Origin of the sequence: Salipaludibacillus sp. CUR1, from assembly GCF_021028955.1 — a bacterium.
GTDB lineage: Bacteria > Bacillota > Bacilli > Bacillales > Salisediminibacteriaceae > Salipaludibacillus.
In genome coordinates, this window is sequence record NZ_JAIWPE010000020.1 from 122,403 (window position 1) to 140,251 (window position 17,849).

The 17,849-nt window shown below is 43.3% G+C and carries 11 protein-coding genes; 2 read left to right on the forward strand and 9 right to left on the reverse strand.

Features of this window, described 5'->3' with window-relative positions; translation table 11 throughout:
* Positions 1-207: 207 nt before the first annotated feature.
* The 3 genes from K8O68_RS05005 to K8O68_RS05015 are packed head-to-tail and all read right to left on the reverse strand — an operon-like array spanning position 208 to position 2,313.
* Positions 208-519 carry a hypothetical protein gene (locus tag K8O68_RS05005; protein WP_230895841.1) on the reverse strand — a complete coding sequence of 104 codons (312 nt, stop codon included), beginning with the start codon at positions 517-519 and terminating at the stop codon, positions 208-210.
* A 28-nt stretch (positions 520-547) separates the two neighbouring features.
* On the reverse strand, positions 548-1,417 hold the full coding sequence (locus K8O68_RS05010; protein ID WP_230895842.1) for a carbohydrate kinase family protein: 870 nt from the start codon (positions 1,415-1,417) through the stop codon (positions 548-550).
* Positions 1,414-2,313, reverse strand: a complete 900-nt coding sequence (locus K8O68_RS05015; protein WP_230895843.1) for a pseudouridine-5'-phosphate glycosidase — start codon at positions 2,311-2,313, stop codon at positions 1,414-1,416. Before K8O68_RS05015 ends, K8O68_RS05010 begins: the two co-directional genes overlap by 4 nt.
* A gap of 588 nt (positions 2,314-2,901) precedes the next feature.
* Here K8O68_RS05015 and K8O68_RS05020 point away from each other — a divergent pair.
* Positions 2,902-7,887 (forward strand): MMPL family transporter, encoded by a 4,986-nt coding sequence (locus tag K8O68_RS05020; protein WP_230895844.1) that lies wholly within the window; start codon positions 2,902-2,904, stop codon positions 7,885-7,887.
* A gap of 173 nt (positions 7,888-8,060) precedes the next feature.
* On the opposite strand, the gene K8O68_RS05025 is transcribed toward K8O68_RS05020, so the two are convergent.
* Complete coding sequence (locus K8O68_RS05025) at positions 8,061-9,194, reverse strand: DUF5050 domain-containing protein (RefSeq protein WP_230895845.1); 1,134 nt, start codon at positions 9,192-9,194, stop codon at positions 8,061-8,063.
* Positions 9,195-9,447: 253 nt separating this feature from the next.
* On the opposite strand from K8O68_RS05025, the gene K8O68_RS05030 reads away from it, so the two are divergent.
* Positions 9,448-11,352 (forward strand): oxidoreductase, encoded by a 1,905-nt coding sequence (locus tag K8O68_RS05030; RefSeq protein ID WP_230895846.1) that lies wholly within the window; start codon positions 9,448-9,450, stop codon positions 11,350-11,352.
* A 93-nt stretch (positions 11,353-11,445) separates the two neighbouring features.
* Here the strand turns inward: K8O68_RS05030 and K8O68_RS05035 are convergent, their stop codons facing one another.
* The 5 genes from K8O68_RS05035 to K8O68_RS05055 form a co-directional block, all read right to left on the reverse strand.
* Positions 11,446-12,729: a radical SAM protein gene (locus K8O68_RS05035; RefSeq protein WP_230895847.1), complete on the reverse strand. Its 1,284-nt coding sequence runs from the start codon at positions 12,727-12,729 to the stop codon at positions 11,446-11,448.
* Between the two features lie 118 nt (positions 12,730-12,847).
* Complete coding sequence (locus K8O68_RS05040) at positions 12,848-13,711, reverse strand: dimethyl sulfoxide reductase anchor subunit family protein (protein WP_230895848.1); 864 nt, start codon at positions 13,709-13,711, stop codon at positions 12,848-12,850.
* Between the two features lie 28 nt (positions 13,712-13,739).
* Positions 13,740-14,291, reverse strand: coding sequence for a DMSO/selenate family reductase complex B subunit (locus tag K8O68_RS05045; protein WP_230895849.1), 552 nt, complete (start codon positions 14,289-14,291; stop codon positions 13,740-13,742).
* A gap of 13 nt (positions 14,292-14,304) precedes the next feature.
* On the reverse strand, positions 14,305-16,908 hold the full coding sequence (locus K8O68_RS05050; protein ID WP_230895850.1) for a molybdopterin-dependent oxidoreductase: 2,604 nt from the start codon (positions 16,906-16,908) through the stop codon (positions 14,305-14,307).
* 27 nt (positions 16,909-16,935) lie between these two features.
* Positions 16,936-17,625 (reverse strand): TorD/DmsD family molecular chaperone, encoded by a 690-nt coding sequence (locus K8O68_RS05055; RefSeq protein ID WP_230895851.1) that lies wholly within the window; start codon positions 17,623-17,625, stop codon positions 16,936-16,938.
* Between the last annotated feature and the right edge of the window lie 224 nt (positions 17,626-17,849).

The following is a 17,849-nucleotide window of genomic DNA, read 5'->3' on the forward strand; positions in this document are numbered from 1 at the left end:
CGTTAATCGGTATTGTTGACCATTCTATCTTCCTGCTTATTCTCAAAGTGAACTGGGTAATTGTTCAAAAAAGCGGCAAATCCCTTATTTATTAGTAAAGAGAGTATGGTTTGTCGGAGGATGAAGATGGCTGACGCACCCTCTATTCTTTATAGGTACATTACATTGAATAAAAATTACTATTTCCGAGTGAAAATGCATGATTTTTTAATGAAAGAGGGGTTGGATCAAAAAAACGGGTCTGGCATATGGAAGGTGAAAGCTGCAATGAGGAGGTGGAGATTTTATTGCAGCATCAACTTCCAGGGAGAGAGCACTAAATATTGGAGGTAGTGCCTCAAATATCAGCGGTTCTGCATCAAATATTGGAGTGTGTGCATCAAATTTCCGCCGATCTGCATCAAATATTGGAGTGAGTGCATCAAATATCCTGCGAACTGCATCAAATAATGGAGCGTGTGCATCAAATATCCGCCGAACTGCATCAAATAGTGAAGCATCCGCATCAAATATCCCCACCCCAGCGACTGCCCTCAAAAAGCTAATTTCATTTTTCCGGCAACGCCCCCACATACGTGCACGTGTGAGAAGATACCTCTACTGCCCGTTCAGCTGACTCGAGAATATTCTTCGTTCTCACGTAGTTAGCGAGAAAACTTCCTGCGAAGGAATCCCCGGCGGCTGTGGTATCCACCACTTCTACTTCAGGCGGAGATAATTCAACAAAGTCACCGTCGTAAAAAAATAAGCAGCCTTTTTCCCCAAGCTTTAAAATCGGCACAGCCACCAATTGCTTAAGTTTCATAAGAATCTTCCGCGGGTTTTCTTCGCCCGTAAGAAGCACACCTTCCTCATAATTTGGAAAGAAGAACGTGACTCCATCGAGAAATTCTAAAAGAGCATCTTTATGGTCTTTTAGAAAATAGGTCGAGCTCGGGTCCAGGGCAACGGGAATATCAGCTGCGAGTGCCATATCTTTGGCTTTTCTCACTGCCTTTTGAGTCGACTCTGAAAAGAAACTGTAGCCGGATAAGTAAACAAGCTCACTTGAATCCAGTCCTTGAATGTCTTTTTCCGACAAAAATAAGTTTGCTCCTCTGTCAGTAATCATCGACCTCTCGCCAGTGTCGTTATCAATCATCAGAACAATGGAACCTGTTTTATCATTGTCTTCTTTTGTGACCACAGGGGTAACTCCCTGACGTTTGCTTTCTTCTATTAAATAATTTCCAAACAGATCATTGCCGACCTTCCCGATCAGCCGGCAGCTGACTCCTTCCCTGCTGATAAAAGACGCGACATTATTTGCCTGCCCGCCCGGACGGCAGTTAATTTTTCCGCCCGTATCAGTTCCGATATTTGTCTCAGCTTTCTGAACTAAAATATCCACTGTTAAATCACCGATCACCGTGATCATTGGTAATACTCCTTCGCAAGTTGCGCGGCCGTCTTAGCATTATTGATCATCAAAGAGAAGTTTGCTTTTACACTCGATCCTTCTGTTATATCCTTAATTTTTGATAAAAGAAAAGGGGTCACTTCTTTCCCTGAGGTGTGTTTATCCTTTGCTTCCTGGAGCGCTTCTTTAATGACTTTGTCAATTAATTCAGCATCCAGCTCGTCTTCTTCAGGGATAGGAACAACGACAGACACGGCGTGGTTTAAATTCAGCTTGTCCTGCACTTTCAAAAGCTCGGCTATTGAGTATTTATCCAGCTTTTCTATCGTTATGCCTGTATCACGTATGTAAAAACCAGGGTATTTATCAGTCTCGTAACCGTAAATCGGCACCCCTGCCGTCTCTAGATACTCGACAGTTTTAGGAATATCAAGAATCGATTTCACTCCTGCACTGACGATGCAAACTTTCGTTTTGGCTAACGCGAGCAGATCAGCGGAAATATCAAACGTCTCATCCACTCCGTAATGGACGCCGCCAAGTCCGCCGGTGGCAAAGAACCGGATACCCGCCTGTTCAGCCGCAAACATCGTCGCCGCAACGGTGGTCGCGCCGTCTTTCCTACCCGCCAGCACTCTAGGGATATCATGGATACTCGTTTTAAAAGCGTCACGGGATTTCCCAAGACGTTCAATTTCGTCCGTCGTCAGCCCGATTTTTATGTACCCGTCCATGATCGCGATGGTCGCCGGCACCGCCCCCTGCTCTCTAATCGTGTCCTCCACCTTCACTGCCAGCTCGACATTTTGCGGATAAGGAAAGCCATGGGAAATGATCGTGGACTCCAGAGCGACCACCGGTTTCCCAGCGTTTAAAGCCCTTTGAACTTCCTCTTTAATCTTCAAAAATTCCATTTACAGACCTCCATTCTTTTCTTTTTTAAAAAAATTAGCTTTGACCTTGTATCAGGGTGAGCATTCCTGTCCTTAATTTAACTTAGGAAGAATATGTTGTAAACCCTTACATTGTTGATTTGTCAGTGGGTTTGAAATATGGAGGGAGGCAGAGGATAAGAAGAAATTGGTGACTTTGAGTGGCTGTCTCAATCAGACGCGGTTATGCAGCAAGCTTGTAAAAATGGAGGTAATATGAGGGGGAGTGCAACAATCAGGCAGCGGTTTGCAACAATCCCCCGCTAATGTGCAACTATCCCGACAAAAACTGCCACAATCGCTGGTCAATCTGCAACAATCCCAACTCTAAGTACTACAATCTTCCTCAGTTCCTCTGTCACAATCCCCTTCCGTTCTCTCCACCGTCCCCCTCACGTTGCCCCTAAGTACTGCCGTTTTCCCACCTCCTCTCCCTGTCCCCTGAAATTATTCTGGAAAAGTAGTCTTTTTTAATAAGTCACTATATTGGAGTATTTTTGTTATTTGTAGAATAGTATTTTTGGTAGACTAGAGTAATAGATATTATATAATTTTCAGGAGATGCTGATATTGAAAAAACTTAATAAGAGATCACTTATTTACATAATCCCATTCGTCTGGCTGGCCGTAGTGGTCATTGCTTATTTTTTCCCGCCTGATATTGATAAATTTGTCCGTGAGCAAGGTCAGGAGAGCCCGCCGGACGGTTACCCTTCAACACTGGTGGATCCGCTCATTGAGAGCGACGGCGGTTTCACGGGTGAAGAAGTCATTGTTGTCTATCAGGAAGATGACGGCATTACCGATGATCTGCAAACTGATATAAAAGAAACTCTTGAGGAGTTGGAGAACAATCCTGGTGATTTGCCAATTCACGATATCATTACTCCCTTTGATGGAGAAGAACAAGAAGAGCAGCTGTTAAGTGATGAGGAAGATGTGCTGTTAGCAATACTGGAATTAGAGATAGAATCATCGGATTTCCAGTTTATTCGGGATGACATTAATGACAAAACAGAGGTGGAGGGTATTGACCATTATTTGACGGGCGCTGTTGTCATTGATGAAGATGTGAATGTTAGTACAGAAGAAGGGCTCGAAACCTCGACTTATATTACTGTCATTCTCGTTTTCACTGTGCTGGCCATCGTCTTTCGTTCCCCCGTCGCCCCAATCATTCCCCTGTTGCTTTTAGGTAGTGTCTACCTGGCTTCTATTGGAGCAGTTTCTTTCTTGATCGACAACTTCGGGTTCCCTGTCTCTAATTTCACACAAATATTTGTTTTAACAGTCGTTTTTGGTGTGGGAACGGATTATTGCATTCTCGTCATGAAACGGTTCCAAACCGAGCTCTCTGAAGACGATGATAAAAATAACGCTATGAAGAGGACTATGGCTGGGTCCCGGAAAACGGTTCTATACAGCGCCTTCACTGGTTGGATTGGCTTTACCGCTATTGGCCTGGCAGATTTTGAATTATACAGGTCAGCAGTCGGTGTAGCCGTAGGGATGATCTTCCTTATGGCCGGATTGTGGGCCGTCATGCCTGCTATGCTGGGATTAATGGGGCCATTACTTTTTTGGCCTTCGAAAGTCTCAGCCGCCTCCGCCAACAACCGTTTTTGGGGTGCTTTAGGAAGTTTTTCTATTTTCCGTCCCAAAACAGCTTTAATCGTAGTCGTTATCATTATGATTCCTCTTCTTTTCTTTTATGATAATGCCCGCTCATTTGATTCAATCGAGGAGATTCAAGGTGATTTCGACTCGGTTAAAGCCTACGACTATATAGACGAGGCGTTTGGGGAAGGGGAAATGTTTTTCGCCACCATCGTACTGCGGACTGATGAGTCATGGAAAAAGTCAGAACATGTCCCTTACTTAGAGCAAACAGCTATGAACATCTCAAAACTTGAAGGGGTAGACTCTGTAAGAACAGTCAGCCGCCCTTTGGGAGATACCCAGGAAGAGTTCACGATTCCTTATCAGGCAGGAGAGCTCTCTGACGGATTGGACGAAGCAATTGATGGTTTAGAAGAACTTGAGAACGGGCTGCAGGAAATGCAAGAGGAAGTCGAAAACAGCGAAGAAGATATTGATGAGGCAGAAGAAGGGATATTGGAACTGATTGACGGGACATCTGAAGCGATTGAAGGTGTCCGGGAAATAAGAGCAGGACTGGTCGAGCTCGCTGATGAACTTGCGGAAGCTGAACAGGAAGTTCGTGACACCCAAAATCAAATTGATGAGTACCGTCAGGAAGTTGCTGCCGTAGAGCAAGACGTCCAGGACATCCAAGAGACAATCGAAGATGCGCGTAACCTCGCTGAAGAAGTGATAGACGATGCAGAAGAACGGATCAGCGAAATCCAGAACCAGGCCGAAGAATTCCAGGCGCGAGGCGAGGCGATTATAACGGATGCCGAGGAAAGTATTGAAAACGTGCGGGAACTTTTTGACGAAGCAGATATTCCTTTTGAAGAATTACAGTCACTTGATTTAGATAGTGATTTCGACTTAACAGATGCGGAAAGTTTTATAAATAGCGTTTTAAACCAGTTTGAAGAAATCGACCAGCAAATGAGCAGCACGATTGACCAGGTGGAAGAAGCTTTTTCAGACCTGAACTTTGATAACATTTTAACCGAACTTCGTAATGAATTGACTAACACCTTAACCGGGCTTGATTTACTTGAAACGGAAGATTTCCTTAACAATATAAATGAATTTTTTAATGACTTGGAAGATGAGTACTCTGATTTATTAGGAAGCTTGCCAATTCCCGGGTTTGTTGAGGATCCTGAATTACTAGAGTCGATTGAACAGTGGCTCTCAGAGGTGGATGACCTGCTTGCCGGTTTGCCTCTGGATATGGAGATAGAGGATTTTGACTTTATCGATTTGGATTCAGCTGTACTTGAAGAGTTCAGCAGGGAGGCAGAAGACCTGGTTGACCGGATTCGGCTGCGCATTTCCGATCTTCAGGAAGGGTTAGAAGAAGCAGATTTAGAAGAAGAACTTAACAGACTCTCAGAAGATCTTGACGAACTTGCCAATTTAATTAATGACTACTTAACTGTTGATTTAGGCGCCTTATTTTCGGAGGATATACGTCTTTTTGACGGGATCTTTGAAGGCATTTCTGAGTTGGAAGACGATATTGCAAGTTTAGCTGACTTGGTTCCTGATATAAGTTCGGCTGAAGCAGAAGAATTTTTCTCAGGAATAACCAGTGAATTAGAACAGCTGGAAACGGACATTTCAAAGGTGCTTAATAACTTGACTGAGATGTCAGTTTCTGAACTGGCCGATCTGTTTCAGGAAACAGACAGTGTTTTTAATCAAATCGAAACAGATCTTCGGGATTACTTAGAGGACATATCCCACGTTCTTGAAAACGCCGAAGCGGATGAGGCTTTCGGCAGGGAGACAGAAGGAGAACTGCAAGCTGTTCAGGCTTCTGCCGGGCATATAGCAAACGATGGGGGCATTGAGCTGCTGGACGAGGCGGGGGAACTTTCGGACAATCTTTCAGACAGAGTCTCCGACATAGTAAAAGCGATGAATGAAACTTCTGAACGGTTTAGTGATCTGATAGGTGAACTGGAGAACCTCCAGGAAAAACTATCCTTTCTGCCGGCCGTAAACGACTTCCTTAACGAAAATTTGGCTGAGTTTGCTGATTTAATTTCAGGTCTGCCAGAGAGAAAGGTCATTAACCCGGATGAACTGGTGGATTCTCTTATTGAGTACCTTGATCAGGTAGATGCTTATCTGGCCGCTTTGCCGGAAGCATTACCGGAGATTTTTCCTGAAATGGACTTACCAGACCTGGATTACACTGGGCTGACAGATCTTATTACCGAGGCGGAAGCAGCGGTTCAAGACCTCCGGGGCCGAATTGCCCGTCTTGAAGACACGCTGAGCGAAGCAGACCTTGAAGAAGAACTGACAGCGATCTTCGATGATCTGGAGCTGCTTGACAGACTGGTCAATCAATTGGAAGAAGCTGCAGCAGAAAGTCTTGCTGCCGGTGTGACTGCTCTTTTTGACAACCTTGCTGATGAGTTTTCGCTTCTCGAGGAGCAACTCGCCGATATAAGCGAAACCGTCCCTGATTTGGACCTTGAAGAGATTGATGAGTTTTTTGACGAAGTCTATGGACAGTTTGAACAGATAGAAGCAGCGATTTCCGGCATTATTGATAATCTTCCTGATTTTTCCATTGATGAGTTGACCGATACGATCGAACAAGCGATGAATGATTTTAATCGCATTGAAAATGACGTTCGTGAGTTTATAAGCGATATTGAGAACGCTTATGAGGAATTAGCTGGAGATCTGGATGGACTGGACCTGGAAGACGAGCTGGAAAGCCTGGTTCCTGAGACTGACATTCCTGACCCGGATGACTTTTTCGATGATATTTACGAAGAATTTGACAATGCAGAAGAACAAATCACTGAATTGGCTGATGGTCTTGAGGAGGCGGTTACGGCTCTAAACGAGGCGGTTGAAGGGCTTGACGAACTTGAAGAGGGACTGCTGGAAATTCAGCAGGGCCAACAGGAACTTCTAGAAGGACTGGACATGGTTCGTGATGCTGTGGACGAATTGACTGAGGGCTTGGAAGAAGCACGTGAGGGTGCAGATGAAATAAATGAAGGCTTGCAGGAAGCTCAGGAATTGCTCGATGAGATAGCTGACCAGCCATCCAATCCGCTCGAAGGATTTTTTGTGCCTGAGGAGGCGATGGAGGAAGATGATTTTCAGGAGGCCTGGGACACTTACGTCACGCCCGAGGATCACAATGTCGCTTTCATAGAAGCAACGTTGGATTACGACCCATACAGCCATGAGGCGATGGATTTGCTTTATGAAATTGAATATATAGTAGATTTTTCACTGAATGATACCCCGTTTGATGAAGCGGATATGGCGATCGGCGGGATTATGAGTGACAATAGGGATTTGCGCGATGTCTCTACGAATGACTTCATTCGTACGGCCGTTATCATGCTGTTTGGTATCTTTTTTGCATTAATTGTGCAATTCAAATCACTCGTCATGCCTCTTATCGTTCTGATTTCACTGGTAGGCTCATACTTTGGTGCCGTTTCTATTACGGAATATTTATTTACCACTTTCTTTGGCAGTGACGGACTAATGTGGGCTGTGCCGTTTTTCGGTTTTGCCCTGCTCACAGCACTGGGTGTCGATTATTCGATCTTTCTTCTCGGCCGCATGACCGAAATTTATGAGAATGGCGACACAGACGAAAATGAAGAAGGCAGCAGAGGAACAGCTGTGCAAAATGCTTTATTTCTCTCAATGAAACGAGTAGGAGGAACGGTGCTCTCGGCCGCCTTAATCCTTGGCGGAACGTTCGCTTCCATGATCCCCTCCGGCGTACTGACTTTGCTGCAAATCAGTATTCTGACGATCACCGGCCTTCTGTTTTATACATTAATCATTCTGCCGCTCTTTGTGCCGGCAAGTATTGCGCTGTTTGGCCGGTTCAGCTGGTGGCCTTTAATGAAAAACAAAGAAAAGGAATAACGTGATATCCTACGAAAATAGACTGAGGAAGGATTATTTATAAATACTTAAAAAGGAGGCCCTTGAGTGAGGGGCTCCTTTTCTTTTTTCGCAAATTGTGCGGCAGTTAAAAAGTACCATGCCGTTTCTCTCTCTGGTGATTCATATGGTAATTTTCACTATATATACCCTAATCATTCCGGAGTTGTATGATAAATGGTTTCCCATTCTCCTGTTTTAAATTCAACTTTAGAAATATTGAAGACCCCTTGTCTTCCCAAAGTGGTAATTAAATAATCATCAAACAGATATAACTCATTAACAGCTCCTAAAGATGTAAGTGTTTCAGGTGAATCTTCGTGAAGATAGAAAACCTCCCGCCCAGCTTCAGCTTCTGAATATGGTTCAAATACAATATGTCCATTTCTGGCGTTCCATCTCTCAATATCATCTCTATTAAGTATTCTTATATCCTCACCTGATATCAGGTCATATTTAAACAATCCTGCCGGCTCAAGTGTATAAAGTATCTCTCCATCAATAATGGCATGTCCCCTGACAAAGTCTTTGATTGGTTCATCGCTATTGTCTCCTGCAGTCAAATCGTAAAGAAAGACTTCTGATTGAGAAAATATATAGTCATCTGTGATGCTTTGAATGGATTCGAAATAATCGAGTGACTCTTCTACTCCAGTTTCGATATAGTACCTGTAAGTTTTTGAAACTGTTCCATTTTCCACAATCTTTCGGTACCACAATTCATCATTTCGAAGCTGCATATCTAAATGTTCTCCTTCTGCAAGCTGCTCTAACTCATTTGTCCCCAGATCTATCCTATGCAGCCCTCTGTCAGGCAGCTCATTAAAAAAGAGTGTGTCTCCATAGATAACCATTTGTGCTGCATCTGCTGAATGAAGGAGTTCAGGTTCCCTGCTTCCATCAAGTGGAATGCGATAAATTCCCCCACCTTCATCAAAACCATAGGTATGCAAATAAAGCATCTCTCCATCTAATGCCATTGTTCCACCTTGAATATTGTTGCCGTTATAGCTTGATCCCTTATGTATACCTGGTTCAGTTAATGCTTCTTCAGCTTCTTCAGCCTCTTCGCCTTCTTCCGCTTTGTTGCCAATGAAGTCATTATTTTCGTCATTATTTTCCCCGCCATCATTTTCCTCTTGCTCACCGGAATCTTGAGGCTCAAGCACTTCGATGTTGCTGTTATTTTCTTTAGCGTGCAGCTCTTCATCTAAAGATTCCTCTCCACAGCCCATAAGTAATAACCCTGTTAAACTCAAAACTCCTGCTCCGCGTAATAAATATACCAACTGACTTCCTCTCCAATCACTACTTTTGTAATAGTATTATTATATCAATAATTGTTAGAAATTGTAACTTTACAAGTTAGTTTTACCTCTCTATTAAGCCTCTACTTTTCAAAATAACATGGAAGATTCTTAAGGTCACTTCCAATTGTGAACATTTATTTCATAAATATGTAAAGCATTGTTCAATTAAACAACCGTTACATGTGAAGTTTTTGTAATATAATTTGGACAGTTATAATTTAGGAGTGATATTATGTCAAATTTATTTACACCCATTTCTATCGGTAATTTACAAATAAAAAATAGATTTATGCTTGCTCCAATGGAGAACGGACTTGCAGAAATAGGCGGGGATGTTAACGAGCGTATTATTACATTTTTTGCCGAACGAGCGAAAAATGAAGTTGGAATTATTATGACTGGTTCTGTGGCTGTTTCGCCGGAAGGAAGGGGGCTTCCAACCCAACTATGTTCCTACAAAGATGATTCTGTAGCCCAGCTGAAGAAATTGACGGAAGCAGTTCATAAAGAAGGCGCTAAAATAGGAGCTCAAATTTATCACGCGGGAAGGCAGGCTACCGAAGCTGTTACTGGTATACAGCCTATTGCTCCTACAGCCTTACCATGTCCTATCCTTAATAATAATCCCAGAGAAATGACTGTGGAAGAAATTAGTGAGATGGTGACCAAGTTCAGAGAAGGTGCGCGCCGGTGTGTCGAAGCCGGGTTTGATTTAATTGAAGTGCATTTTGCACACGGTTATCTGTTGCACAGTTTTCTTTCTCCTCATAGTAATCACCGTTCTGACGAGTATGGTGGAAGTCTGGAAAACCGTATGACATTTCCTTTCCAGGTATTAAAAGAAATAATTGAAGAATGCGCTGGTAAAGCAGAAGTAACTATAAGAATCAGTGCTGATGAGTATTTAGAAAACGGATTAAAATACGAAGAGGTTAAAGAGATTTGTAAAGAAGCAGAAAAAGCAGGAGCTTCAGCAATCAGCCTGACAGCTGGAAGTTATGATTCTGTAGAATACACGATTCAGCCAATGTTTGTACACCAGGGATTCATCGTTCCTTTTAGTGAAGAAATCAAAAAAATTGTCTCGATCCCTGTCATTGTGGCGGGCCGATTGAACAACTCGGCTTTAATGGAAGACATTATCGGCCAAGGCCAGGCGGATATCCTTGCTATAGGCCGCGGATTGATTTCGGATGAAGAACTTGTAGTCAAAATGAAAGAAAAAAATTATAATGATATCCGTCTCTGTGTAGCCTGCAACCAGGGGTGTATTGACAGGGTCTTCATGGGCCAGGGTGTCGGCTGTCTGGTTAATGCACGAGCAGGCTACGAAGGTGAACGAAATATTTCCCCATCTGAAACAAAGAAAAAAGTAGTTATTATTGGCGCGGGGCCGGCAGGATTAGAAGCTGCCCGTGTAGCAAGTTTAAAAGGACACGATGTGGTTGTTATCGATAAAGAAGAAACTGCAGGCGGTAAATTTGAGATTCTCGCCTCCCCGCCCGAGAAAGAATCTTTCTTATTGTACAAAAATTATCTCAATCATCAGTTTGAAAAACATGGAGTAACTCTTATAAATAAACACATTGAATCAGCTGAAGACCTCCAGGAATTTACACCTGACGCAGTGATTATAGCTACTGGAGCCAGGCAGGTAATGCCTCCTATTAAAGGAGTAGATTCACCAAATGTGATCTTAGCCGAAGACGTGCTGCGTGAAAACGCTCATCTGGGCGAATCCATCGCTGTGATTGGCGGAGGCCTGGTAGGGACAGAAACCGCTAAATTTCTTGCTTCCAAAGGGAAAAATGTCACTATCATAGAAGCACTTGATACTATTGGAAAAGATGTTGGACCTACCTTTCAAGGCCATATGTTCAGTTATTTGAAACAAAAAGGCGTTGAACTTAAAACCAATTCAACGGTGGTGGAAATTACTTCCCAGCACGTTCAACTGGAAGATGGGCGCATAATGGCAGATAATGTGGTTATTGCCGCTGGCTATCAGCCTAACAACGAACTGGCAGATAAAATGCACAACAAATTTGCAGAAGTTTATACCATCGGAGATGCCAAGCAGCCTCGGAGAATAACCGATGCTACAGAAGAAGGTTTCTTAACAGCAAATGAAATATAAAAAACACAGGTAGATATATTTAATACCCCGCCCGGGAGTCTTCAGCCTCCTGAGCGGGGTGTTAGTTTAAATTAGATTTCCTAAGACGGCATATTATAATGCGAGTTCCACTTTCACTTCCCGCAGAATACCCTCGCCTTCCCTTTCCTCAGCAACTGAAGAGCAAATAGCTACTTCTAAGCCTAACCGGCGCATGTCATCGGCAAAAGCTACAGGGAACATTAAGTAATCATGCTCGTCATTGTGTTCGAACGCCTCCAAGCCCCGGTTAACAAACCACGATTCTGCAAGATGCCGTTCTTCACCGAATACTTTGGCGGATTTTATGAAGTAGTCGGTTTCCGAGAAAGTATAAACACCTTCCAATTCCGCTGCCTTATTCTGCTGGTAAAGCTGGCCCGTGTGTTTATTTTCCAGAGAGCAATAGTGAACTCCTATAGCTAACTCTTTCTCCGCTGCAAAGGCGAGCAATTCGAAACATTCTTCTTCGCTCTGATCAATCGCCAATCCGCCTGCGTACCAATAATTATAATAAGTTTGAAACGGAGGGTACTTTAATTCAAATCCCCTCTCTTTGAATGGATTTGGATTTTGAATTGGAAAACAAAATTCCAACAAATTGATTCCTGCGATCCCAATTCTCTCTAACTCTAGTAAAATCCATTTCATTTTGCTTAACGTCCCTGGAATAACAGGCATCTCGACCACCACCTGAGGGATGTAGGCCTTCGATAAGGACATCTTTTCAAACAGCTTTTCGATCACTTCTGTCGATTCGTCCTGTTTAATACTGAACCTTATCTCATTCAGCCCCGCTGACTGAAAATCTGCCAGTAATTGATCCGTCAACAGATCCCCGGCAGTATAGAGCCTGGTATGTGTATTCGGAGTTCTCTTTTTTATAAAATCGAAAAATGCCACAGCTTTATCAGGATGCAATAAGGGCTCTCCACCAGTCAGAGCAATATAATCGACAACCTCACCTCGGGCCAGCAGCTTTCTCAGTTCATGAACAGGATCGTTGTCCTTAACCCGAAACTCTGCGTAATTTTCCTGATTATTATTAAAACAAAAATAACAGCTTTTATGACATTTGAAAGAAATGAATGACGTGTGGCTTTTCTCCCCTGTTTGACAGGCTAAGCACGCAGGAGAAAGCCAGTTAAGGTAAAAGCTTTTGTTTCCATTTCGCGGCGCAGCTCCACGTCTAACCACACTTTCTATCGCTGTTTTCTGATTACTTCGATTAAAAGGAATTCCTAAACTTTCTATCGCACCGTCCGTCTGCTCTTCAATATCCAAATATCTTTTTACGTAGTTACGAAAACCTGGATTCTTAATATTATTTAAATTTTCAGGGGTGATCATGTGAGGCATGTTCATTCCCTCCTTCCCCTATCATCTTACCACTTTCTTCCTGCAAGTTTCTGTTTCACATTTGACTAACTTTTGAAAAAGAGACAGCCTTAAATAAACAGCTGTCTCTTACTCTCTATTAACCAATCATAATCGGAACACCCGTCGCATAGAAAATAAAGCGTCCTAATATCTCTCCTGCAATGATGAATACTACCGCTGCGTAAAGCAAACTGTAATTTCCAACGATTTGATTACGGCCTTTAAACAGGGCCCATACCACAAGAACAGCTCCTGCAATGGTTAAGGTCCACCTTAAAATACCCGGCCACACGTAAGTGCTCGATAAAAGAGCAACTGACTCAGCTCCTGCCACTCCGCTCATTGACAGCCCGGCAATATAAACCGGCAGATAAACAAGTTGGAGGGCAATAGCAGCAATCCCAACAATTACAAGCTTCTTTAACATCTTATTCAGCTCTTCTGTCTTCTCTTCCCTGCTCCACAAAATCAGTAAAACAGCTGCTATCGAGCCAAAGAAAAGGGTAGTGCCGAAAAACTGCAAATACGTATTAAAATCTGACCAGGCCGGGATAATTGAGGTAGCGTAAATACTGGCCATACTAAAAATTGCCACCAGACCAACCAGAGAGGCTGCCCACCCTAATAATTGATTCCATGACCCCTTTCGCTCAAGATAATAAGACACCCCCCACAAAATGAAGAACGCTCCAGTAAATAATATCTCCCGGCTTAGCCACGAAGAAGCAAAATTCGCAATTGACCAATAAGCACCAAATGGATTGCCCAAATGCAGGACAGACAGCAAAATAGCAATTACTACCACAGGGCCTACTGAAGCCATTCCTAATTTGGTCACTTTCATTTTTATGGTCTCAGGGATCTTTCCAGATGCACGGACGATGGTAAGAAACAAATAGGTTCCAACCGCAAGCTGCATCAGAAGGGTAAATAAAAGCAATTGCCATTCTTCACCAAACATATGAAGACCTCCTTTTCTATTAAAATTATTATTTACTAGCTTCAGGAATAGCTTTAATTGTTACCGAAGGCTTTGTGAGATTATAATCAGAAAGGACTTTCAAGTCAGTGTGATCACCATATTTTTCCCGGAGTTCTTCAATATCGCCAAACTCAATTGCTCTCATTCCGCAGGCATCCACACATGCCGGATTTTCACCTTCATCGATTAAATCAGCACATCCATCACACTTCCCGGCCTTGCCTTCTTCTTTATTGTATTGAGGACCTTCGTATGGACAAGACCATAGACACATCTTACAGCCCACACAACGGTCTTCATCGTGAACCACCAGTCCATCTTTATCCCGTTTATAAATTGCTCCTGTCGGACAATTTTCCGCACACTTTGGTTTTTCACAATGGTTACAACTCATAGATAAATAGTAACCCCATACCTCAGGGAATCTTCCCCCCTCAACTGTGTATACTCTGCGGTAATTAGACCCGACTTTCAGATCATTCACATCTTTACAAGCAATCTGGCATGTCTTACAGCCTGTACAAATTGTTGAATCATAATAGAATCCTTTTTGCCCCATTACTGTTCACCTCCTAAAAGATTACTCTTGGCTCCCAGGCCGAGTCTTGCAAGAGCTGTTCTCCCTCGTACTTTTCTACTGTGACATTACATGTGTTCCAAGGTTCTTCTCCTTGTCCGCTCAAATGAGTCCCATGAAGCATATTCGTAGCCCCTGCTTTACAGATGCCTGTGTCTTCATCTAATTCAACCCAAGCACCCTCACCAAGGGTAACAACGCCTGGCATCATGCTTTCAGTTGTGTGGAGGTGACGCACCACTTTTCCGTGACGGCTTCTAATTAATACCGTATCGCCATCGTGCAAACCTCTCTCATTTGCATCCCGTGTATTCATTATAAATTCTTGCGGAAAGGCTTCGCGAAGCTGAGGAACATTATCAAACACAGAGTGGGAACGTCTTGGATAGTGAATGGTATAAAGCTGGAAAGGAAATTCCCCTTTAACTTTGTTATTCCAATTTTCGTACGTATCCTCTATCCCCTCAACCGGAGGCTCATATTTTGCAATCGGTGCAATGGAGGTGAATCCATACGCTTGAATATCATCTGCCAGCGGCTGGCAATGAATTTCAAGTTTTCCGCTCTTTGTTTCCAAAGGATTCTTCTCCGGATCATTTACGAAAGCTTCCCCCTGTATAACGGTAAGATTGTCGCCCGGCGCCCGCGGCACTTGATAAGCGCCTCTTTCTAACAGCTCATCCAGCTTAATTTTCCCTTTCTGAGGTTCTCCTGCTACTCCCCATTTATTAATGTCCTCTTTTGTAATAGTGACCAGCGGCTCGTATTCCTCGCCGTTATCCTTAATGACCTGGGCTCCGGCCAGACTATTAAAAAATTGCTGTTTTTCATCAACTGGGTAAAGTTCTTCAGGATCAAGGCCGATTCGTTTGGCGATCTCCATCTCCATCCACTCTTCTGTCTTTGCTTCAAAAAGAGGCTCTGTCACTTTTTGTGCGACGAAAATGGCTTCTGGGTTTCCAGTATTAATACGCCCTTCTTTTTCCCATTCTGTCGTAGCCGGAAGTACAATATCCGCATATTTAGAAATAGTAGAAAGAACTATATCATTCGTGATGACTGAATCAACCTTTCGGAAAGCTTTAATCCCCTTTTGGATATCAGATGACTGATTGAGGAAGTTATCCCCGCTACCTGGACGTACTTTCCAAATCAATCTGATATCACACGGAACTTTCCCTCTGACAGTGGCGTGATATTCATTATTTAATATGGCATCGTATGTTTCGGTATAAGCCATGCCGTGAAAGTCTTTACTCGTCGGGTTGCCAAACCGGTACCCGTCATAAGCCCCATACGTGACACCTGGAAAGAGCGGATTTTCGACTCTCGGCAGTCCTCTGTCTCCTGGGCTAACGAGCGTTTTGCCTCCGTAACTTTGGTTTCTTCCATAACTCATTGTCCATACACCCGCACCTGATTTTCCGACATTTCCAGTCATCCAGCCAACTGTAAGAAACGCCTGGCAGAATTGCTGTCCCCGGAAGGTACGGGCAGGAGCAAAAGAAGAAGTGAAAATCATAGGTTTCACAGTACCTACTTGCTGTGCAAATTCACGAATCTTTTCCGGGTCAGTGCCGCAAATTTCTGAAGCCCAATCCGGTGTTTTTGGCGTCCCATCGTAAGTACCTAAAACGTAATCTTTAAAGTTTTCTTCAGGATCGGCCCCTTCCGGCATATGATCTTTGTCGAAGCCGACGGTACATTTATCAAGAAATTCCTGATCATGCAGATCATTCTCAATCATATGATGAGCCATCCCAAGGAGAAGAGCAGTATCTGTGCCAGGACGGCAAGGGACAAGGTCCGCCCCCAAAGCTTTTATTGTTGGATTCATATATGGATCAACAAAGATAAATTTCGCCCCTGCCTTTTTGGCCTGCAGGAGGTTATATGTCGGGTTTCCGGCACTGCTCCATGCCGGGTTGGATCCCCACATAACGATAAGCTTAGCATTCCTCCAGTCCATCCGGTCGTTTGCACTCCACGACATAAAATTAGCCATATGTTCCTGAGGTTTTCCCCATGCTCCTGACGAGGAAGACCCCCATCTTACTAAAGCACCGCCATAGTGGTTCATTAAACGGCTCGATCCTAGAATGGCCTCATTCCCATAATTTTCTTTCACTCGTTTTAATTCTTCAGAAACGAGATCCAGCGCTTCATCCCAGGAAATTCTAACCCATTCGTCTTTACCTCGAAGCTCTTTCTTTCCGCCACCTGGCTCCCAATGCTTTCGTTTCATTGGATATTTTAATCGATCCACCCCAAACACTTGATGTCTCTGCGACCTTCCCCGCGCACATCCTCTTTGCTGCGGATAATCCGGGCTGTCTTCGTGTGTATTATCCGTTTTCTGTTTTGTAACGATTCCGTCCACTACGAACCCTTTATTTAAACATCTTCCCCCACAATTGTGCCAGCACGAGGCAGAAACCCACCGTCCCTCTTCTGACAATTTCTCTGCCGCAGCTTGCGAATCAATTTTCTTCAACCCATATGTTGGAACGACTGCTGCCGCCATCAATGCCGCCGCTCCCCCTAAAAAAGATTTGCGGCTGAACCGCGCTCCCATTGCTTTCTTAATCAACTGTGACATATGCTCACCTCCACTGTTTTTGAATACTTAGTGAGTTATTTCCATAAGTTCCTCAAGAGCTGCACTATCTAAGTGCAAGAAACCTTGAAGAATTTTGACCATTCCTTTGTAAAAATCCGTTTCTGCTTCCTGAAGAACTTTTTCTGAAAAATGAGGAATCCATTTCCCTAAATGCTCATGTAAAAATAGTTCCTGATCTGCTAAAAGAGCGTAGAATGTGGCGGTGTCTCCACCCTGGTAAGATTCCATACTCCTTAAACTGAGCTGATACATAAAATCAAGTTCCAGCCCTAAATGATCGTCCGCTTCTTTACCGAACTGCCGTGGAAGAAACGCATGTTTCAAATAAGCGAGCCTTACCGTCAGGGTTTCATTCTGAAAAAGCAATCCATCTTTATTCCTGTAGGCAGATTCCCATATCGGGGCTGGCAACGGTGTATAAGGGCCAATAAACATTCTTGTGTAGTCCCAATGTAATGTGTCGATCGCTTCCCCTATGCCCATACTGTTCAGATAATTTATCACCTCCCGCACTCCGCGTAATAAATGCGGATTTTCCTCAATAAGAGGAAAATGCGATACCTCTTTCTTTTTTAATTGCCGGAGAAAGGTATCCCCTGGTTCTTCTCGAAATACCCGTCTTAAAAAATCATAATAAAAAGCTCTAATCTCTAATAACGGCTGAATGTCTATTTTTTGTGGACTCTCTGTTGCCATAGGACCCCTCCTGTTTTATGAGATAATTTTAGAAAAACCGGTTTACCTCTAAGTCCTGGCTGCCTTACAGTAAACCTTACTTTAAGTATAAGAGGTTAAATAAGACATAGCGGTGTATTTTGTTACACACTTCACAAGTGTTGAGTGTAGGTAACTACACACTAGGCAAATGTATTTCATACATATTTGAATGATTTTTGAACTTTTTATAAAAGGCAAACGAA